At 72.8% G+C, this 19,651-nt stretch carries 21 protein-coding genes; 4 read left to right on the top strand and 17 right to left on the bottom strand.

The window, feature by feature from the left end:
- Together VED21_RS19485 and VED21_RS19480 are read left to right on the top strand one after the other, a co-directional pair.
- The coding region (locus VED21_RS19485; RefSeq protein ID WP_324885081.1) for an MBL fold metallo-hydrolase at positions 1-373 on the top strand (373 nt) is incomplete at its 5' end.
- A gap of 45 nt (positions 374-418) precedes the next feature.
- The gene (locus VED21_RS19480) at positions 419-856 is read left to right on the top strand and encodes a hypothetical protein (RefSeq protein ID WP_324885079.1); all 438 of its coding nucleotides are present in this window, start codon (positions 419-421) and stop codon (positions 854-856) included.
- Between the two features lie 38 nt (positions 857-894).
- On the opposite strand, the gene VED21_RS19475 is transcribed toward VED21_RS19480, so the two are convergent.
- From VED21_RS19475 to VED21_RS19460, 4 genes are all read right to left on the bottom strand, one after another.
- Entirely contained in the window at positions 895-2,169 is a 1,275-nt protein-coding gene (locus VED21_RS19475) for a matrixin family metalloprotease (RefSeq protein ID WP_324885077.1), read from the bottom strand.
- Between the two features lie 119 nt (positions 2,170-2,288).
- Positions 2,289-4,250, bottom strand: coding sequence for a diguanylate cyclase (locus tag VED21_RS19470; RefSeq protein ID WP_324885075.1), 1,962 nt, complete (start codon positions 4,248-4,250; stop codon positions 2,289-2,291).
- Positions 4,251-4,372: 122 nt separating this feature from the next.
- A complete protein-coding gene (locus VED21_RS19465) occupies positions 4,373-5,221 on the bottom strand; it encodes an RNA methyltransferase (protein WP_324885073.1) in 849 nt (282 codons plus the stop codon).
- A 79-nt stretch (positions 5,222-5,300) separates the two neighbouring features.
- Entirely contained in the window at positions 5,301-6,281 is a 981-nt protein-coding gene (locus VED21_RS19460; protein ID WP_324885072.1) for an SDR family oxidoreductase, read from the bottom strand.
- Between the two features lie 120 nt (positions 6,282-6,401).
- On the opposite strand from VED21_RS19460, the gene VED21_RS19455 reads away from it, so the two are divergent.
- Complete coding sequence (locus VED21_RS19455; protein ID WP_324885071.1) at positions 6,402-6,641, top strand: FitA-like ribbon-helix-helix domain-containing protein; 240 nt, start codon at positions 6,402-6,404, stop codon at positions 6,639-6,641.
- Positions 6,638-7,051 (top strand): type II toxin-antitoxin system VapC family toxin, encoded by a 414-nt coding sequence (locus VED21_RS19450; protein WP_324885069.1) that lies wholly within the window; start codon positions 6,638-6,640, stop codon positions 7,049-7,051. Before VED21_RS19455 ends, VED21_RS19450 begins: the two co-directional genes overlap by 4 nt.
- A 6-nt stretch (positions 7,052-7,057) precedes the next feature.
- Here the strand turns inward: VED21_RS19450 and VED21_RS19445 are convergent, their stop codons facing one another.
- The 13 genes from VED21_RS19445 to VED21_RS19385 form a co-directional block, all read right to left on the bottom strand.
- On the bottom strand, positions 7,058-7,636 hold the full coding sequence (locus VED21_RS19445) for a YqaA family protein (protein WP_324885067.1): 579 nt from the start codon (positions 7,634-7,636) through the stop codon (positions 7,058-7,060).
- A 103-nt stretch (positions 7,637-7,739) separates the two neighbouring features.
- The gene (locus VED21_RS19440) at positions 7,740-7,943 is read right to left on the bottom strand and encodes a hypothetical protein (protein WP_324885065.1); all 204 of its coding nucleotides are present in this window, start codon (positions 7,941-7,943) and stop codon (positions 7,740-7,742) included.
- A 64-nt stretch (positions 7,944-8,007) separates the two neighbouring features.
- Complete coding sequence (locus VED21_RS19435; protein WP_324885063.1) at positions 8,008-9,645, bottom strand: HAMP domain-containing sensor histidine kinase; 1,638 nt, start codon at positions 9,643-9,645, stop codon at positions 8,008-8,010.
- A gap of 24 nt (positions 9,646-9,669) precedes the next feature.
- Positions 9,670-10,497, bottom strand: a complete 828-nt coding sequence (locus tag VED21_RS19430) for a transporter substrate-binding domain-containing protein (protein WP_324885061.1) — start codon at positions 10,495-10,497, stop codon at positions 9,670-9,672.
- On the bottom strand, positions 10,457-11,206 hold the full coding sequence (locus VED21_RS19425) for a substrate-binding periplasmic protein (protein ID WP_324885059.1): 750 nt from the start codon (positions 11,204-11,206) through the stop codon (positions 10,457-10,459). The genes VED21_RS19430 and VED21_RS19425 overlap by 41 nt, the downstream gene beginning before the upstream one ends.
- A 210-nt stretch (positions 11,207-11,416) precedes the next feature.
- Positions 11,417-11,662 carry a hypothetical protein gene (locus VED21_RS19420; RefSeq protein ID WP_324885057.1) on the bottom strand — a complete coding sequence of 82 codons (246 nt, stop codon included), beginning with the start codon at positions 11,660-11,662 and terminating at the stop codon, positions 11,417-11,419.
- Positions 11,662-13,914, bottom strand: coding sequence for a chemotaxis protein CheA (locus VED21_RS19415; protein WP_324885055.1), 2,253 nt, complete (start codon positions 13,912-13,914; stop codon positions 11,662-11,664). The genes VED21_RS19420 and VED21_RS19415 overlap by 1 nt, the downstream gene beginning before the upstream one ends.
- Entirely contained in the window at positions 13,911-14,318 is a 408-nt protein-coding gene (locus tag VED21_RS19410; protein WP_324885053.1) for a response regulator, read from the bottom strand. Before VED21_RS19410 ends, VED21_RS19415 begins: the two co-directional genes overlap by 4 nt.
- Positions 14,315-15,196 carry a protein-glutamate O-methyltransferase CheR gene (locus VED21_RS19405; RefSeq protein WP_324885051.1) on the bottom strand — a complete coding sequence of 294 codons (882 nt, stop codon included), beginning with the start codon at positions 15,194-15,196 and terminating at the stop codon, positions 14,315-14,317. The genes VED21_RS19410 and VED21_RS19405 overlap by 4 nt, the downstream gene beginning before the upstream one ends.
- Positions 15,193-15,798 carry a HEAT repeat domain-containing protein gene (locus VED21_RS19400; protein ID WP_324885049.1) on the bottom strand — a complete coding sequence of 202 codons (606 nt, stop codon included), beginning with the start codon at positions 15,796-15,798 and terminating at the stop codon, positions 15,193-15,195. Before VED21_RS19400 ends, VED21_RS19405 begins: the two co-directional genes overlap by 4 nt.
- 160 nt (positions 15,799-15,958) lie before the next feature.
- Entirely contained in the window at positions 15,959-17,071 is a 1,113-nt protein-coding gene (gene cheB / locus VED21_RS19395) for a chemotaxis-specific protein-glutamate methyltransferase CheB (RefSeq protein WP_324885047.1), read from the bottom strand.
- A 28-nt stretch (positions 17,072-17,099) separates the two neighbouring features.
- Positions 17,100-18,749: a chemotaxis protein CheW gene (locus VED21_RS19390; RefSeq protein WP_324885045.1), complete on the bottom strand. Its 1,650-nt coding sequence runs from the start codon at positions 18,747-18,749 to the stop codon at positions 17,100-17,102.
- On the bottom strand, positions 18,746-19,651 hold a 906-nt coding region (locus VED21_RS19385), incomplete at its 5' end, for a methyl-accepting chemotaxis protein (RefSeq protein ID WP_324885043.1). The genes VED21_RS19385 and VED21_RS19390, both read right to left, overlap by 4 nt.

The following is a 19,651-nucleotide window of genomic DNA, read 5'->3' as shown; positions in this document are numbered from 1 at the left end:
GGTGCTGCCGCTGGGCGTGTTGCGTGGCGCGGCGCTGTCCGTCGTGCCGGGGCAGCGCATCGCCTATGTGGTGGACGCCGCCTTCACTCCCGGCAACGCGGAGCGGATCGTGGCGCTGGCGCGCGGGGCCGACGTGCTGTTCATCGAGACGCCGTTCCTGGACGCCGACGCCGGCATCGCCGGGGCGCGCAACCACCTGACGGCGGGGCAGGCCGGGCGGCTGGCGGCGGCCGCCGGGGTGGGGCGGATCGTGCCCTTCCACTACTCCCCGCGCTACGCCGGGCGGGAGGAGGAACTGGCGCGCGAGGCGCAAGCCGCGTTCCGTACCGCTTCCGTCGGAGTTGGCGATCCCGGCCGCGCCCCCGATTGTTAAGCCTGTACTTGAGTTTGCGGACGCCATAACGAACGGGAGGCCGCCATGGCCATCAACGAAGCCGCCTACCAGCGCCTGGAAGCGCACGGACGCCGCGACGGCCGCATCACGGTCGAGGAAATGGGCCGCGAGATGCCCATCGAGGACATGGACCCCGTGGAGATCGCCGAGGTGGTCGACCGGCTGGAGCGCGCGGGCATCGACGTGGACGTTGACGCGGCCCTGCTGAAGCCGCACCCGGACCGGGAGCGGTCGGGCGGCGACGCGGGCGTGGTGGACATCGCCCATCCGGCCGCCCCGGCGGTGTCGGCGCCCGGCGTGCGCCCGTCACGCCCGGCCGACATCGCCGGCATGGGCGACCCGCACCACGGCCATCACGGGCACGGCCGGAAGGCGCCGACCTGGCTCCACAACGGCATCGACCTGCTGCCGATCGTCTGCGTCGGCCTGGTGGCCATCGTGATGATCGTGGCGCTGGGGTAGGGGGGCCTTGGGGTAGGGGGTCCTGGGGCAGCGGGCGCTCAGATCCACGCCGTCTCGATGGTCTGGTCGCTGAAGCGGATCAGCTCGACCCGGTAGAGGCGTTCGCCGTCGTTGACGACGACGGCGCCGTCGGCGGCGCGGGTCAGGGTGTATTGGGCGCGGGCGTAGAGGAAGACGGCGGTGTCCGTGCCGTCGCCGCCGTCGATGGTGTCCCACCCGGCGCTGCCGGCCGTCGTGGTGCCGTCGCCGTACAGCGTGTCGTTGCCCAGGTTGCCGAAGAGGGCGTCGTTGCCGTCGCCGCCCTGGATGATGTCGTCGCCCTGGCCGCCGAAGATGGTGTCGAAGCCTTCGCCGCCCAGCACGCTGTCGCTCGCCATGTTGCCGTAGAGGACGTCGTTGCCCTCGCCGCCGGACATGGCGTCGCCGCCCTGGCCGCCGAACAGCGTGTCGGCGCCGGTGCCGCCCAGCAGCGTGTCGTTGCCCAGGTTGCCGTACAGGATGTCGGCGCCGCCCTGGCCGTCGGCGTAGTCGTTGCCGCCCAGCATCGCCACCGTGTCGGCGGCGGACGTGCCGGTGTAGCTGTCGTCGCCGTCGGTGGGCGCGCCGGTGGTGGGCGTGGTGGGCGTGGTGGTGCCGCCGCCGCTGGCGGCGCCGTACAGCGCCGTCACGCCGGCGATGTCGTCGGAATGCAGCGCCGTCTGGTTGGAGTTGTAGGCGTGCATGATGGCCTGGGAAATGCTGGAATGGTCCAGGCCGATGGCGTGGCCGATCTCGTGCACGGCCACGGAGTAGAAGTAGGTGCCGCTGCTCGCCGACGCGGACCACGACTCGCTGGAGTCGAAGACGATGTCCGACTGCGTCATCGTCGAGCCGCGGTACATGTAGTGCGCGGTCGCCAGTGTGCCGCTGGCGCCGTCGATGCTGCCGCCGCCCAGGCGGATGTCGACGTCCTCGCCGTCCGCCACCTGCACGAAGCGGATGTTGGCGACCCGCGCCCAGGTCTCGAACGCCTGCTGGGCCAGCGCCTGATAGCCGGTGGGCAGGAAGGTCAGCGTCGAGCCGAAGGTCTCGCGGCTGTCGTAGTTGTACTCGGCGAAGCTCCAGGTGACCGTGCCGCCGGACGTGCCCATGCCGCCGTCGCCCCACTTGGGGCCTTCCAGCACATAGTCCTTCGCCACGCTGATGCTGCCGTCGGCGTTCACGTTCTGGGAGCCACACTGGCCGCAGCCGCAGGCGAAGCTGCCGCTGCCGATCGCCCGTGCGGCGTCCGCCGTCAGCTGGCCGGGGAGAAGGGCGGGCAACGGGTCCGGCATGCTGGTTCTCCCCACGCTGGTTCTCGCCAATGGGCCGACGTCGCCAAAGAAGTTGGCACGGTTGATTGTTCCGTTCGCATTCGCGCGGAGTCAACGAACAAAGCGGAATTGGGACGGTTCTACGCCTCGCAGCGCATGCGGTTGCGACCTTCGCGTTTGGCGCGGTAGAGGGCGGCGTCGGCACGGTTGAGTGCGGCCTCGATGGACGCATCCCGCGGCGCCCATTCGGCGACGCCGACGCTGACCGTGCAGTGCACGTCCGCGCCGATGGACAGCGCCGCCCCCTCGATCGCCTCGCGCAGGCGCTCGGCCGTGGCGACCGCGCCGTCCATGTCGGAATCGGGCAGCAGGACGGCGAACTCCTCGCCGCCGATGCGGCCGATGTGGTCGGTGGCGCGCAGCACCGACAGGGCGACGCGGGCGACCTGCTTCAGCACCTCGTCGCCCGCCGCGTGGCCGTGGTGGTCGTTGATCTCCTTGAAATGGTCGATGTCCAGCATCAGCACGCCCAGCGGCCGCTGGTGCCGGCGGGCCAGCGCCACCTCGCGCTCCGCCATGGCGAAGAAGTGGCGGCGGTTGGCGATGCCGGTCAGCGCGTCCATCATGGCCAGCCGCTCCAGCTCGCGGTTGGAGCGCTCCAGCGCCGCCGCCATGCCGGCGAGGTCGCGCTCCGTCTGCTTGCGGCGCGAGATGTCCTCCTCCAGCGCCACGAAGTGGGTGATGGCGCCGTCCGCGTCGCGCACGGGCGAAACGGCGACGGACACCCAGACGTCGAAGCCGTGCTTGGTCCGCTGCAGCATCTCGCCGCGCCAGCCCTCGCCGCGCCGGACGGCGGCGATGTGCGGCTGGTAGGTGTCGCGCGACACGTTGGGGGAGCGGAAGGCGGCCGGCGTGCGGCCCTTCACCTCGGCCAGCGTGTGGCCGGACAGGCGCTCGAACGCCGGGTTCACGTATTCGATGCGGGCGTCGGCGTCGGCGATGATCACCGCCGCCGTGCTCTGTGCGATGGCGGAGGAGAAGGTGCGCAGTTCCCGCTCCGCCCGGCGGCGGTCGGTGATGTCGTGGACGATGGAGTAGAGCAGCGTGCGGTCGTCCACCTCGATGGGGCCGGAGTGCACCTCCACGTCGCGCACCTCGCCGCCGGCGAGGCGGTGGCGGAACAGGAAATGCGAGCGCGACTCGGCCCGCGCGCGCGCCATCTCGGCGGCGATCTGGTCGGGCGTCAGGCAGTTGATGTCGCTGATCCGGCGCGCCTTCAGCGCCTCCACCGGCCAGCCGTAGAAGTCGGCCGCCGCCTGGTTGGCGTCGACGATGGCCCCGTCCACCGGGTCGATCAGCAGCTCGACCGCCTTGCACTGGGTGAACAGGCGGCGGTAGCGCTGCTCGCTGGCGCGTAGCGCGGCCTCCACGCGCAGCCGCCCGGCCCGTTCGCGATCGCGGGCGATGCCCAGCGTCAGCTTGGCCGCCAACTCGCCCAGCAGGGCCACCTCCTCCGCGTCGAAGGCGTCGGGCTGGGCGGCGTAGACGCCCAGCGCGCCGATGACATGGTCGTCCAGGCGCAGCGGCAGGGCGATGCACGACGCGAAGCCGCGCTGCGCCGCCTCCTCGCGCCAGGGGCCGAAGGCGGGGTCGGCGTGGATGTCGCGCACGACCATGGGTTGGCCGGTGCGGATGGCCGTGCCGACCGGGGTGTGCCCGCGCTCCGTATCGTCCCAGGACAGGCCGAGTCCCTCGACGTAGCCGGCGGCGAAGCCGCTGTGCGCCATCGGCCGCACGGGCTTGCCCGGCGCGTCGTCGGCGTAGCCGACCCAGGCCATGCGGTAGCCGGCCTCGTCGACGATGACGGTGCAGACCTCGGCCAGCACCTGCGCCTCCGGCAGGTCGCGGGCGAGGATGTCGCCGCAGCGGCCGATGGCGGCGAGGGCGCGCATGCGGCGGCGCAGCGCCGCCTCGACATCCGCCTGGGATGGGGCCTGGGATGGGGGCCGGTGGCGTGCCGCCCGCCGCGCCCGCCGCATCAGCAGCGCCGCGCCGGCCGCGGCCACGATCAGGCCGATGGCGACCGGTGCGAAGGAGGGCATGGCGCGGCCATGGGTACAGGGGTGGGCAGGGCGGCGGGCACGGGGAAGGCTCCAGCCTTGGGGCGGGATACGCTAACGTATCATGGTATGCGCCAAGCGTTGCTAAAGCCTTTCCAGCGCGCTCAACCTCCGGTCAGCGTGTGGATCAGGATGGCCGCCGTGGCGGCGACGTTCAGCGACTGCACATGGCCCGATCCGGGAATGACGACCACCTCGTCACAGGCGTCCATGGTGGCCTTGGGCAGGCCCTCCTCCTCGTTGCCCAGCACCAGGGCGATCGGCTTGAGGGCGATCGGCTTGCCGGCGGCCTTCAGGGAGGCGAGCGGCCGGGCGCGCGGCGACAGCGCGGTGCCGACCACGCGGTGGCTGTCCTTCAGGCGCTTCAGGGCAGTGGCGAAGCGCTCGGCCCGGTGGACCTCCACCCACTCGAATCCGCCCTCGGCGACGCGGTAGCTGGCCTCCGACGGCAGCGCCTGTCCGGGGTGGTCGGAGACGAGGATGCGCGGCAGCCCGAAGAAGGCGGCGGTGCGCACGATGGCGCCCAGGTTGTGCGGGTTGCCCACGCCGTCCAGCACCAGCAGCGGCCTGCCCTCCGCCGCCCAGGCCCTGGCCTGTTCGGGGTCGAAGGCGGGGACGGGGCGCGGCTCGATCAGCGCCACGACGCCGCCGTGCATGGCGGTGCCGGCGACGCGCGCCAGCTCGTCCCCCTCCACCAGCCGGTAGGGGCGGCGGGTGCGGGCGAGTTGCTGGCAGAAGGATCCGACCTGCGGCTTCAGCCGCTCGTCGAAGAACAGCCGCTCGACCCGGCCGGCATCGCGCTCGAACAGGGCCGACACGGCGGCCAGCCCGGCGACGCGGAACAGCTTTCCGGGCTCGCGCTCACGCTCGCGCGGGGGTGGTGGCGCCGCCTCTTTGCGGGGGCGGGGGGAGGCCGGTCTGCGCGTGGGGTGCCGGTCCGCCGGTCGTGCCATGTCCAATGCCGTGGGTGGGTGTCGAAGGGGCGGCAGTGTGGCGCAAGCGCGGCCGGCGTTCCAGCGTCAGCGTCGGGCGTCAGTGTCTCGTGTTGCGGCGGGTGAAGCCGACGTAGGCCGCCGCCGCCGCGGCGGCGACGCCGGCCAGCACGGCGGGGGCGGCCCAGGCGGGCGGCGGGCGGTTGAAGCCGCCGTACACGCCGCGCCCTTCCTCCACCGGTTCGAACAGGTTGCCGTCGCTGGCCGGGGCCGGCGGCGTGCGCGCGAAGTGGCGCCGGGCGCCGTAGCCGGCCACCGCCTCCATCACCCGCGGCGCCACCGCGTGGCCGAGCAGCGCCAGCTTGGCCAGCGCGCCAACGGTGACCCGCGCGCGGGGGCGCAGCGCCAGGGCGACGATGGTCTCCGCCACGTCCTCCGGGTCGTCGTAGATCGGCCCCTCCGGCTCCAGCGCGTGGCCGGTGTAGTTGGCGCCGTGCATCATGCCCGGCGTGTCGGTGAAGGACGGGTAGACGCCGCAGACGTGGATGCCCGGCTCGTCGCCCAGCTCGGCCCGCAGGCTCTCCACCAGCCCCTCCAGCCCGAACTTGCTGGCGGCGTAGGCGGCGGCGTAGGGGGCGGGCGCGTAGGCGCCGACCGAGATGGTGTTGATGAGCACGCCGCGCCCCTGCCGGCGGAAGATCGGCAGCACCGCGTGCGCGCCGTGCAGCGGGCCCAGCAGGTTGGTTTCGATGACGCGGCGGTGCGCCTCGACCGGCGTCTCCTCGAACCGGCCGACGGCGCCGACCCCGGCGTTGTTGACCCACACGTCGATGCCGCCGAACGCCTCCACCGCGCGCCCGGCGAGGTGGCGGACGGCGCCAGCGTCGGTGACGTCGGTCGGCACCACAAGCGCCTCGCCGCCCAGCGCGCGGCACTCCTCCGCCACCTCCTCCAGCAGGCCTTCGCGCCGCGCCGCCAGCACCAGCCGCGCGCCCTGGCGCGCGAAGCCCTGCGCCGCCGCCCGTCCGATGCCGCTCGACGCCCCGGCGATGACGACGACGGCCCCTTCCAGACTGTCCATGACTTCCCCCTCCCGTGATGACGGAAACGTCAACAGGGCGGGAGCGCGGCCGTTGCGGGACCGTTGTTGAGTGGGGAGGGGCGGTGAATTACCTTAGGAACGACCGTGAAGGAGGCCGCCGTGGGCCACGTGACCATCCACAACCTGGACGACGCCACCCTGGAAGCGCTGCGCACCCGCGCCGACCGGCACGGCCGCTCGCTGGAGGAGGAACTGCGCGACATCGTCGTGCAGTCGGCGCGGAGGGTTTTGAGCAAGGACGAGCAACTCGCGCTCATGGACCGGATCCGGAGCATGACGCCTCCTGGCCGCAGACCTCTTGCCGAGGATCTGATCCGCGAAGATCGGGACAGCCGATGATCTGGGTGGTCGATGCAAGCGTTGCCCTGAAGTGGTTCCTTGATGAGGAGGGCTCGGAGCATGCCCGCCGGCTGAAATCCCTGGAAGAGGTGATCGCGCCCGATCTGATCGTTGCGGAGGTTTCCAACGCTGCATGGCGCTTGGCCGTTTCCGGGCGCATCCCCATGGAGCAGTATCAGTCGATGGCCGGTGGGATTTCCCAACTCGTCGACGCCCTGTGGCCGCTCAGTGCGCTTGCCTCGCGTGCAGCGGAAATGGCGGGCGCCTTGCGTCACCCCGTGTATGACTGCTTCTACACAGCGCTTGCCGAGGTCAAGGCGACGAAGGTGATCACCGCCGACCGTCGCTTCCTCAACGCCATCTACGGAAGCCGCTGGCGGGATCTGGCCATTGACCTCTATTCGTACTGAAGAAGCCTACAGCAGCTTCACCACCAGGAAGCCGCCGACCAGGGTGACGGCGAAGACGCTGGTGACCAGGGTCAGGCGCTTCTCGATGAAGTCGCGGATGGGGTTGCCGAACCAGTAGAGCAGCGCCGCCACCAGATAGAACCGCATGGAGCGCGAGATGATCGACGCGCCGATGAACACCCAGATGTCCAGCTTCGCGACACCGGCCGTGATGGTCAGCAGCTTGTAGGGGATCGGCGTCATCCCCTTGATGATCAGGATCTCGGCGCCGTAGTCGACGAAGGTCTGGCGCAGGTTCGCGAACTGGGCCTCCAGGTGGTAGAAGTCGATGACCCAGCGGCCGATCGTCTCGTACAGGAAGAAGCCGATCATGTAGCCGGCGATGCCGCCCACCACCGAGGCCAGCGTGCAGATGGTGGCGATGCGCCAGGCGTTCGCCCGGTTCGCCAGCACCATGGGAACCAGCAGCAGGTCCGGCGGGATCGGGAAGAAGGAGCTTTCGGCGAAGGACACGCCGGCCAGCCACGTCGTGCTGTGCTTCGAGGCGGCCTTGGCCATGGTCCAGTCGTAGAGGCGCTTCAACATGCCGGGCGGCCCGTTGGTTGGCTTGCGGTAAGGCCTTCCTTGTAGCCGCCCGCCGGTGCCGCCGCTACGGCCAAATTGGAGTCATGCCGGGCGCGGTACGCCGTCAGCGTCGGGGAGGTTCCGGGTTCGGCAGGTCGTGGCCAATGGGCGCGCAGTCGCCTTCCTTGTCGCCCGGCAGGCCACGGTGGCGGGTGTCGGTGGCCGATCCGCCGCCGCCGCTGAACTCGTCGCAGTTCGGCGCCTGGACGGGGGTTTCGGAGCCGGGGGTGCGGGAGGGGGCGGGCTGCTGCTGCGGCTTGGTGCTCATGGCGCGGGATCCTCGTGCGGGGGTGTCCCCGGCCAACAGGATCGCGCGCGGGCGGTTCCCGGCCCTATTCCCGCGGGACGGCGCGGGGGAAGCGGATGATGAAGGTGGTGCCCTTGCCGGGCGCGCTGTCGATGGCGATGCGGCCCTTCAGGCGCTGGGTCACCAGATTGAAGACGATGTGCAGGCCCAGGCCCGTGCTGCCGGCACCGCGCCGGGTGGTGAAGAAGGGTTCGAACACGCGGGTCTGCAGGTCGGGCGGGATGCCGCGGCCGTCGTCGCTGAAGCGCAGTTCCACCTGCTCCGACCCGCGGCGGCGGACCTTGACGGTCAGCTTGCCGCTCTGCCCCGGCTCGTAGCCGTGCAGCATGGAGTTCATGGCGAGGTTGGTGAGCAACTGGCCCAGCGCGCCGGGATAGCCTTCCACGTCCAGGTCGTCCGGGCATTCGACGCTGGCCTTCAGGCCGGCCTTGCGCAGGCTGACCGACAGGCTCTGCATCACCTCTTCCAGGTAGGGGCCAAGGGGGAAGCGGCGGTGGTCCTCGCTGGCCTGGTCGACGGCCACCTGCTTGAAGCTGTGCACCAGCTTGGCGGCGCGGTCGAGGTTGGCCTGCACGCTCTGCGTCACCTCGGTGGCGGTCGCCAGATACTCCTCGAAATCGGCGCGGCGCATCTGGCCGTCCTTGAAGCTCTTCGACAGCTCGTTCGTGCGGTCGGCGAGCAGCGAACTGGCGGTCACCGCCACGCCCAGCGGCGAGTTGATCTCGTGCGCCACGCCGGCCACCAGGGAGCCCAGCGCCACCATCTTCTCCGCCTGCACCAGATGGCTCTGCGCCGTGCGCAGGTCGTCCACCAGATGGTCCAGCCGCTCGACCGAGCGGAAGATGGTGTCCATCTCGCTGGTGCTGGCGGGGGGCAGGTGCACGTCGTGGGCGCCGGCGCCGATGCGTTCCAGCGCGTCGGCGGCCAGCAGCACCGGGCGCACCACGTGGCGGCGCGCCATCCACACGGTGGCGCCCAGCAGCGCCAGCATGCCGATGAATCCGGCCAGCACCACCGACGACACCCACTGCGCCGTGTCCTGGATGGCGGCGAAGCGGCCGGCGGTCAGGCTGGCCACGTCCACCGACAGGCGGTCGGCGGTGGCGTCCAGCGCCACCAGCATCTCGTGCCAGGTGTTGGCGGCCTTGCGGTTGAGGTCCGTCGCCTCCTGCCGGGCGGAGGTCGCGGCGGTGGGGGTGACGGCGGCCACGGCCTCCTGCCGGCGGCGTTCCGCCTCGTCCTTCAGGGTGCTGGCCTGGCGCAGCACGTCGAACGCCTCGGACACCTGAAGGCGCAGCGCGCTGTCGAAATGGAAGCCGGGGTGGAAGGCCAGCGCCTGCGCCGCCAGCAGCGCCTGTCGGCGCTGCCACGCGTCGTCCGACGCGATGACGACCGCGCCGTAGCGCTTGAACCGCTCCAGGTTCACCGCGGCGCGCTGGCGTTCCAGGATCAGCGGGGCGACGCGGTCCTTGCTGTCCTCCGCCACCTGCTCCATGGAGCGCTGCTCCAGCGCGATCACCAGGAACAGGGCGCCGACCAGCAGCAGCACCGCCGCGCTGGCGGCCACGATGACCGGGCCGAGACGCGCCCCGCGCGCCATGGGGCGGCGCGACTGGGCGGCGGCTGCGGTCTGGTCCTCGCGGGGCACGGCGGCTGCGGTCACGGGTGGTGGTCCGGCGGTCTTGGCTCAGTATACATCGAAGGGGAAGTAGCGGCGGTTGACGTCCTGGTACGAGCCGTCGACCCGGATGGCGCCGATCGCCTCGTCGACGATGGCCTTCAGGTCGCTGCGGCCCTTGGGCATGACGATGTGCACGGTGCCGCCCAGCCCATCCTCGGCGATGGGCGTGCCGACGGTGGAGAAGCGCTTGCCGTCGTCCGACAGCAGGAAGCCGAAGGCCGCCAGCGTCGGCACCAGCCCGTAGTCGGCCTTGCGGGTGCGCAGCGCCTCCCACAGCTCCTCCAGGTCGGTGACGGGGACGAGCTGGGCCATCTCGCGTTCGAAGCGGCGCACGTAGGAGAACTGGCGCGACGTCTGGATGGCCGCGACCTTCGCGCCGCGGATCGCCTCCAGGCCCGGCGTGTTGGCGGCCTCCACCGGGCCGATGAAGCTGGAGCTGGATCGCCAGTAGGGGGCGGAGTAGGTGAGCTTCGCCTCCCGCTCCGGCGTGCGCAGGAAGTTCGCGAGACCGAAGTCGTAGCGGCCGGCCGACACGTCGTCGGTGATCGCCTGGAAGGGGATCTCCTCGAAGCTGCACGCCGCCTTCATGGCGCGGCAGGCCTCGCGCATGATCTCGACGTTGAAGCCGGTGAGCGTGCCGTCGGGACCGCGGTAGCTGAACGGCGGCGTCGCCTCCATCACCGCGACCTTGTAGGCGCGCCCCTGTGCCATCGCGGCCGTGCTGGACGCGGCCATGCCGGACAGGGCGAGGACGAACAGCAGGACCAGCGCGGCCGCCGGCCGCAGGCCGCCGTCAATAAACGCGGAACGGGAAATAGCGCGAGCTGATGGCATCGTATCGACCGTTGAGCAGGATGGTCCTGAGGGCTTGGTTGACGCGGTCGCGCAGCGCTTCGCGGCCGAAGGGCAGGGCGATGGCGACGTCGCCGCCAAGGCCGTTCTCGGTGATGGGATCGCCGACGAACTCCAGCCCGTGCCGCTCTTCCGAGGACAGCAGGAGCAGCGCCGAGATCGTGGCGATCAGCGCCATGTCGGCCTCGCCCCGGCGGACGGCGTCCAGGACCTCGCCTTCGGTGGCATAGCCGGCGACGCTGGCGCGCTCGCCCATGCGGTCGCGCAGGAAGGCCTGCTGGCGGCTGCCGGCCAGGGTGGCGACGCGCTTTCCCGCACCCGCCTCGATGAGCGGCCGCTGGATCTCGCCGGTGCGGGCCACGAATGTGGAGCTGGAGCGCCAGTAGCGGTCGGTGAACAGGAAGGCGCGCTCGCGCTCGGGCGTGCGCAGGACGCTGGCGACGACGAAGTCCAGGTCGCGGCGCGTGGCCAGCCGGTCCATGAGCTGGTTGAAGGGCTGCATGGCGATGTCGCAGGGCACCGCCATCTCCTCGCACAGCGCGCGGGCGATGTCGACGTTGAAGCCGGTGAGCCGGCCGTCGTGGCCGACGGCGCCGAAGCCGACGGCCGGCGCCACGGCGACGCGGAGGGGCTCCGCCGCCCGCGCTTCCCCAACGGCCAGGGCGAGGATCCCCGCGACCAAGGCTCCCATGACCGGGACAAAGCCGATCCGCCACCGCCTCCCGCGCCAAAGGCCCCCGCGCATATCCCCCCCGTTCCCGCTCAGGCCCCTACAGGAAAGAGGGGAAATCGCCCCGCGTCAATGCGGCAACTCGCCGGTTGGGAAATATGTAACCTGGGACACCGCTTGAAGGTTGTGTTTTTTCGGGGATGAAACCATTGATGGTGCGCGGGCTTGCCCTCAGCCCTTCGGCCCGTGCAGCAGCGGCGCGACCCAGCGTGCGAGGAAGGGATCCTCCGGCCCGGACGCCAGCGCCGGGCGGGTGGCCAGCAGCAGCTGGAGCAGCGCCGTGTGCAGGCCGGTGCAGCGGCGCAGGTCCACCGCCGGGCCTTTCTCGGCCAGCAGCCAGTCGTTGAGCGGCAGCGCCTCCTCCACCGTGCAGTCGCCCTCGAAATGGGCCAGCGAGGCGTCGAAGCGGATGGGCATCACAGCAGCTCCCGAAGGTTGATCACCGGCAGCAGCCGGCCGTCGCCCAGCTCCGCCGTGCCGCTGTAGCCGCGCAGGCCCGCCAGCACGCCGGATAGCGGCTTCAGCACCACCTCGGCCCGCTCGCGCACGCCGTCGACGGCGAGGCCGACCGGCTCGCGATCGATGCGCAGCACCAGGACGGTCTCGATGTCGCCGGAGCGCCGGTCCGCCGCGGGGGGCAGGTCCAGCAGGCGGTGCAGGCGGAACAGCGGCACCACCGCGCCGCGCAGGGCGAAGCTCTCGGCGTGCTTGACCCGGCGCACCTCGGCCGCCGGCACGCGCGCCACCTCGGCCACGGCGCCGGTGGGGACGCCGAACTGCGCGCCGCCGGCCGCCACCACCATGATCGGCGTGATGACCATGGTCAGCGGCAGCGTCAGCCGCACGCGGGTGCCGGTGCCGGGGGTGGAGGCGATTGCGATGCGGCCGCCGGCCGATTCGACGGCGGTGCGCACCGCATCCATGCCCACGCCGCGGCCGGACACGTCGGTGACGGCGGACGCCGTGCTGACGCCGGGCAGGAAGACCAGGGCCAGCGCCTCCTCCTCCGACAGGGAGGCGGCGCGGGCGGGATCGACGGCGCCGTTCGCCACCGCCTTGCGGCGCACGCGCCCGGCGTCGATGCCGGCGCCGTCGTCGGCGACCTCGACGATCACACTGTCGCGTTCCTGCCGCGCCTCGACGCGGATGGTGCCGGCCTCCGGCTTGCCGGCGGCGCGGCGCGCGTCCGGCGCCTCGATGCCGTGGTCGAGGGCGTTGCGCACGAGGTGGATCAGCGGCTCGCCCAGCACGGCCAGCACGTCCTTGTCGGCCTCCGTCCGCTCGCCGGAGAGCTGCAGGTCGGCCTGCTTGCCCAGCCGCTGCGCCAGATCGCGCACCAGACGGGGCAGCGGCTGGAACACCTGGGCCAGCGGCAGCATGCGCAGGCCCAGCACGGCGTCCTGCAGGGCGTCGGTCAGCGAATCGATGGCGTCGTAGGCGTCGCGCAGGTGGCGGGCCGGGGCGGTGCCGCCGGACAGATCCTCCGTCTCGCGGATCACGAAGGGCAGGCGGTTCTTCGCCACCACCAGTTCGCCCACCAGCGCCATCAGGCGGTCGATGCGCTCCGGCTCGACGCGCAGCGCGCGGCGGGCGGCGCGGGAGTCGGCGGCTGGCGCGTTCGGGAACGGCGCGGCCAGGAGCGGTTCGGCGGGTGCGAAGCCGGCGAGCAGCGTCGCCAGATGGTCGGCGAGCGGTCCGGGGCGGCCGGCGGCGCGCGCCGTGGCGGCGGCGGTCGCCACGGCCTCCACCTCCCCGCTGCGGCCGATGGCCGCCAGCACGCCGGCGGCGGTGCGCGCGGCGGCGGCGATGCGCCCGTCCATCTCGGCCGGGCCGGCGTCCATGCCCAGCGCCCGGCGCTGCTCGCGCAGGATCGCCTCGGCCATCGCCAGGGCACCTTCGGGGGGCGGGGGCGCCACCGGGGTGGGGGCCGGTTCCGGGGCGGCGGGAGGAGCCGCGGGCGGCAGGGCGGCGAAGCGCACCTGATCGGGCGCGGTGCGGAAGACGGGGGCGATGTCGGCCTGGGGTGCGGCGCTCAGCGCGCGGAAGCGCAGGACGCAGCGGTAGGGATCGAAGCCGGCAAGGCCGGCCGGCCAGGGGGTGGTGGGCTCAATGCGCAGCCACACCAGTTCGGGAATGCGCCGCACCAGCGCCAGCGGGTCGTCGCCGTTGAAGAAGCACTCCGGGTCGGGGTCGTAGGCGACGGCGGTCAGCGGGCGGGCGTCCGCGACGCCGGTGCCGTCCAGCCAGTCGAAACCGGGCGGGCGGGCGGCGGGTGTCTCTTCGGCGGTGCCGGTCGCGCCGGACAGTGCCGCGGCCAGCCGGCGGCCCTGCGCGTCGGCGTCGGCGGGCAGCGCCTCGGTCGCCTCGATGGCGTCGATCCAGCGGCTGCACTGGTCCAGCACGGCCAGCAGGCGGTCGACCAGTTCCGGCGTCGCGCGGGCGCGACCGTCGCGTACGGCGTCCAGCAGGTCTTCGGCCGCATGGACGAGGCGGGTGAAGGCCGGCCAGTCGAACAGGCCGGTGGCGCCCTTCAGCGTGTGGAAGGCGCGGAACACCTCGTTCACCGCGTCGCGGTCGCCGACGTCCTTCTCCAGGCGCAGCAGGCCGGCGCCGGCCGCCTCCACCAGCTCGCGCGATTCGACGAGGAACTGCTCGAACAGGCTGCTCATGCCGCACCTCTTCCGCCGACAGGACGGCCGGTCAGCAGGCGGGCCGAGAGCGCCAGCGCGTCGGGCTTCACCGGCTTGACCAGGTACCAGTTGGCCCCGGCGCCCAGCGCGCGCGCGTGGTCGGCCTCCTTGGCCTCGGTGGTGATCATCAGGGCCGGGATGGCGGCCAGCTCCGGCTCCCGCCGGACGGCGCGGAGCAGGGTGTAGCCGTCCATCTTCGGCATGTTGACGTCGACGATCAGCAGGTCGGGCGGGGAGGCCAGCGCGCGTTCCAGCCCGTCCAGGCCGTTCACCGCCTCCTCCACCGCGAAGCCGTCGGCTTCCAGGATCTGGCGGGTGTAGGCGCGGACGGTCACGGCGTCGTCGACGACCAGAACGCGTGTGCGGGAGGGTTCGTTGTTCATGGGCGGGCTCCGCCGGTCTCACGCGGCTTCTGGTAGATGATGGCGTCCGGGAACTTGCGCGGCACGAACAGCGAGGACATGCGGCTCATGCTTTCCGAATGGCCGAGGAAGACGAAGCCGCCGGGCACCAGCGCTTCGTAGAACATGGCCGAGGCTTCCCGCCGCCCGATGTCGTCGAAGTATATCAGAAGGTTGCGGCAGAAGATGACGTCGAACAAGGGGATGGCGCGCGTGGCGTCCGGATCGACGAGGTTGACGTGCGAGAAGTCGATGGAGGCGCGCAGGTCGTCGATGATCCGCCAGCGCCCCGGCCCGGCCGGCGTGAAGTACTTCGCCACCAGGGCCGGCGGCAGGTACTGGAGCGAGCGCGCCTCGTAGATCCCCTCGCGGGCGCGGGCCAGCACGCGGGAGTCGATGTCGGAGGCGTGCAGCTCGATCTCGTAATCGTCGGCCTTGTTCCAGTATTCCAGCAGCGCGATGGCGATGGAGTAGGGCTCCTCGCCGGTCGAGCAGCCGGCCGACCAGATGCGGATGCGCTCGCCCTTCGGGCGGTCGCGCACCACCTCGTCCAGCGCCGAGCGCACGAGGCAGTCGAGCTGGTAGCGTTCGCGGAAGAAATAGGTCTCGTTGACGGTGAGCAGGTTGACGAAATGCTGCAGCTCCTCGCCGGACGCCTGGAAGCGCAGCAGGTCCAGGTATTCGCGCGGGCTGGACAGACCCCTGGCCTTCATGCGGTCGGTCAGCCGCCGCTCGACGTAATAGCGCTTGCCCTCGCTGAAGCTGAGGCCGGTTCGCGCGCGCAGGAAGTCGCACAGCCGCTCATAGTCGGCCGGGGAGAGCGGCGCGGGATCGCCGTCGTCGGGCGGGCTCCGGTTCACGCGCCCGCCTGGAACCGGCGGTGCGCCGCGTCGACGGAGAAGGCGACCACCGGGTCGTCGGGGAAGCGGTCGCGCAGCCGCTCCAGGATGGGCAGCACGTCCGGCCGGCCGGTCTCCACCAGCCCCTCCAACGCCGCGAGGCAGACGTTGACGTGGGGGTCGCGCTCCACGGCGCGCGCCAGCCAGTCCATGCGGCTGGCGTGCGCCAGGCGTGCTGCGAGCTGCACCGTGAAGATGCGCACGTCGGAATCCGGGTCGTCGAGGAACGCCTCGACGTGCGGGGCGACGGTGTCGGGGGGCATCTGCTGCACCGTCTCGATGACGGCGTTGCGCAGGGCCGCGTCCTCGCTGGCGAGGTAGGGGAACAGGCCGGCGGCGGCATCCGCCGTGCCGATGCGGACCAGCGCGGTGAGGATCGCCTCGCGCACGCTGGCGTCGGTCTCGTGGGCGAGGCGGGCGCACAGCGCCGGCGCGGCGTCCGGCTGGCCGGCCAGGGCCTGCGCGGCGCGGCGGCGCGCGGCGGGGGCGTCGTCGTCCAGCCGGGGCGGCCGGGCGGGTTCCGGCGAGGGGGGCGGGGTGGGGGTGGACTTGATCAGGGGCATGGGGGGTCCTCTCGATGGGGGACGCTTGCCCCCTCCCTAACCCTCCCCCGCTGTGCGGTGGAGGGGACTGCCGCCGGGCGCCGACAAACCCTCCACCTCGAAGAGGGGGAGGGTGCCCGGAGCGAAGCGGAGGGCGGGAGGGGGCAGCCGCGGCGCATCCTCATCCCTTTCCTGCGGGTATCCACCGCGCCAGTTGCGCCGCGATCTGTTCGGCCGGCAGCACGGCGTCGGCGCCGCCCAGGCGGACCAGTTCGCCGGGCATGCCGAAGACGACGGCGCTCTCCTCGGACTCGGCGATGGTCCGGCCGCCGCGGCCGTGCAGATCGGCCATGGTCGCGGCACCGTCGTTGCCCATGCCGGTCAGCAGCACGCCCACCAGCCGCGCCGGGTCAACGTGCTGGAGGGCGCTCGCCACGAGGCGGTCGACGTTGGGGTGCCAGGGGCGGCCGGGATCGGAGGGGACGGGCATCACCATCAGCCGGCCGCCGCGCACCGTCAGCACCGCGTCGGCGCCGCCGCGCGCGATGATGATGGTGCCGGACTCCAGCGCCATCGGCTGCGCCGCCTCCACCACGCGCAGGGCGCACACCTGGTCGAGCCGGCGGGCCAGCGTCGCGGTGAAGGACGGCGGCATGTGCTGCGCCACCACCACCGGCCAGGGGAAGCCGGCGGGCAGCAGGGGCAGGATCTCCTCCAGCGTGCTGGGGCCGCCGGTGGACACGCCCATCAGCACGACGCCGGGGCCGGCCGGCAACGGCTCGGCGAGTGGCGGTTCGGCCGGGGAGGGCGCGGTGGGCGGAGTGGTGGCGGGGGGCAACTCCGCGTCACCGATGATGCGGGCGCGGGTCAGGGCGATGCGTTCGCGCAGGTTGCGCGCGCGGCGCAGGCGGGCGCCGGCCGCCGCGCGCACCTTCTCGACCAGCTCCCGCCGGATGCCGGACACCGCCCTGGAGCCGATGCCCGGCTTGTGCACCACGTCCACCGCGCCCAGGCGCAGCGCCTTCATGGTTTCCTCCGCCCCCTGCTGGGTGAGGGCGGACACCATGACGACGGGCCGCGGGTTCTCCACCATGATGCGTTCCAGGCAGGCGAGCCCGTCCATCTCCGGCATGGTGACGTCCAGGGTCACCACGTCGGGCGCGAAGCTGGCGAGCAACTCCAGCGCCTCCGCCCCGGTGCGGGCGGTGGCGACCTCGATGTCGGGCTCGGCCGTCAGCAGCTCGGTCAGCTGCCGGCGCATCAGCGCGGAATCGTCGACCACCAGGACTTTCACGGCCACACCTTTAAGGATTCGGGGCCGCTCATGCGGTTTCCAGGAGCGCGGCGAGCTGGTCCAGGTCGAACAGCGCGTCGGTTTCCAGGAGCAGGATCATCCGCGCCTGCCCGCCGGAATCGAGGTGCGCCACGCGATTGATGAGCTGGCGCTGCGCCTCCGACACCGCCGGGGCCGGTTCGATGGCGGCCGACGGCACGCGCACCACGCCGGACACGGCGTCGACGATCAGCCCGACGCGCGCGTCGCGCAGGATGGTGACGACGATGCGCTGCCGCTCCGCCCCGGCGGCGGGCAGGCGCAGCACGCGGCGCAGGTCCACCGCCGGCAGGGCGCCGCCGCGCAGGTTGGCGAGTCCGGCCACGAACTCCGGCGCCTTGGGCAGCGGGGTCAGGTCGTCCGGCCGGCGCAGCACCTCCTGCACCGCCGCCACGGGCAGGCCGTATTCGGCCCCGCCCAGGCGGAAGACGACGAACGGCTCCGTCGCGGCGGTTCCGGTGTGATCGGCGGTGGCGTCCGGCGTCATGGCGCCCTCCCCCTTGGTGCCCTGCTGGCTGGCGAACGCCGCGGCCAGCGCGGCGGTGTGGGTGAGCAGCCGTTCGGCCGAAAGCACGGACACCAGCCGCCGTCCCTGGTCCAGCCGGACGATGCCCGACAGATCCTCGAACTCCGCCTCGCGGGCGAGGATCGCCGGCACCGGGCCGACGGCGGCGGGGTCGACGCGCAGGATCTCGCGCACCGCGTCCACCACGAGGCCGACGCGCTCTCCCTCAACTGCGGCCCCCTCTCCCGTGGCCCCCTCGATCCTGGTGACGACGACGCGCGGGTGGGATGGGGCGGCGCCGTCCAGCCCGAACAGCGCGCGCAGGTCGAGGAGCGGCACCAGCTCGTTCCGGATGGCGGCGACGCCCAGCAGGTGGGCGCGCGCCTTCGGCATGCGGGCGATGGCGTCGGGCACGGGGACGATGCGTTCGACGTGCGCGATGGGCAGCGCGAATTCCTGCCCGGCCACGTCGAAGGAGACGAGCACCGTGCGCTCCGCCGCCATCTCGGCGGCAATGGCGGCGGCGGTGGCGGCGGCGCCGGTGTCCAGCAGGCCGGCGGCGGGGGCGAGCGGGCGGGCGAGGCCGGCGAACTGCCGGTCGATCAGCGCCCCGGCGGCGAGCATCAGGGCGGCCACCCCGCCGCCGGCGTCGCGCACGGCGCCGGCCAGGACGGCGGCATCCAGGTCGCCCGCGCCATCGTCCGGCGCGGAGGCGTCGATGCGCGAGGCTTCCACCGCCAGCACGCCGTCCACCCGGTCGACCGCGAGGCCGACCGGGTGGCCGCGATGGCCGACCACCACCACGCGCCCGGCGCCGTCCCCTTCGCCGTCCATTTCGCCGCCCGCCTGTCCGAGCACGCGGCGCAGGCTGATCACCGGCAGCACGGCGCCGCGGCGGCGCGCCAGCCCTTCCAGGCTGGGCGGGCTGAGCGGGATACGCACCACCTCGGGCCGGCGGATGATCTCCTCCGCCTCGGTCAGCGGCAGCGCGAAGCGCGTGGCGCCGACGCGGAAGGCGACCAGACGGCGGACCGGGCCGCCGGCTGCCATGCCGCCGCGTGCGGTATCGGGCGGGGCGTCGGGCGGGGCCGCCGCCGTCCCCTTGCCCCTGCGGCGCGTCGGGCGGGCCGTCATACGGCCGCACCCAGCAGCTCGTCGGCCATCTGGGCGATCTCCTCGACGGCGGCGGCCAGTTCCTCGGCACCCTTGGCCTGCTCGCGCGCGGCCTTCACCGCCTCCCCGGCGGCGGTGCTGGCCTCGGAGGCGCCGCCGGCAATCTGCTCCACGGCCTTCTGCGTCTCCTGCACGGCGCGCAGCACCTCGCCGGAGGTTTCCAGGATCTCGGTGTTGCCGGCGGCGACGACCTCCAGCTCCGCCGCGGCGGCCAGCAGGCTGTCGGCGAACTCCTGGTGGCGGCCGGCCTCGCGCGCGGCGGAGGTGGCGATGTCCTCGATGTCGCGACGCACGCGGGCGATCTGGTCCTGGATGCCCTTGACGATGTCCTTGGCGCGCTCGGCGTTGTCGGCGGCGTCCTGCGCCAGGTTGCGGATGTCCGTGGAGACCACGGTGAAGCCGCGGCCGAACTCGCCGGCCCGCGCCGCCTCGACCGAACCGGTGACCGCCAGCATGTTGGTCTGGATGGCGATGACGCCGATGGCGTCGATGGTCTTCTCGATGCGGCGGTTCACCTGCTCCAGCGCGGCGATCTGGTCGATGCCGCGGCGCCCGGCCTCGACCGACAGCAGGACGCCGGCCGCCAGCCGGCCGACCGCGTCGCGGGTGTCCTGCAGCAGGGCGCCCATGGCGCTGGTGCGCTCCCCGGCCGAGGCGGCGCGGTCCAGGCTCAGCTTGGCGCTCGCGCCGATCTGCGCCACGGCGGAGGCCGACTGCTGGGTGGCGGCGCTCTGCGTCTCCGTGGCGCGGGAGATCTGGGTGATGGCGATGGTGATCTGGGCGGCGGCGCGGTTGATCTCCTCGATGGCGGCCGACAGCTCCTCGGCGGCGGAGGCCACCTCCTCGGCGGTGCGGCGGATGTC

It is taken from the genome of Azospirillum sp. (genome assembly GCF_035627195.1).
Lineage (GTDB): Bacteria > Pseudomonadota > Alphaproteobacteria > Azospirillales > Azospirillaceae > Azospirillum.
This window is presented reverse-complemented; position numbering and strand designations above follow the sequence as displayed.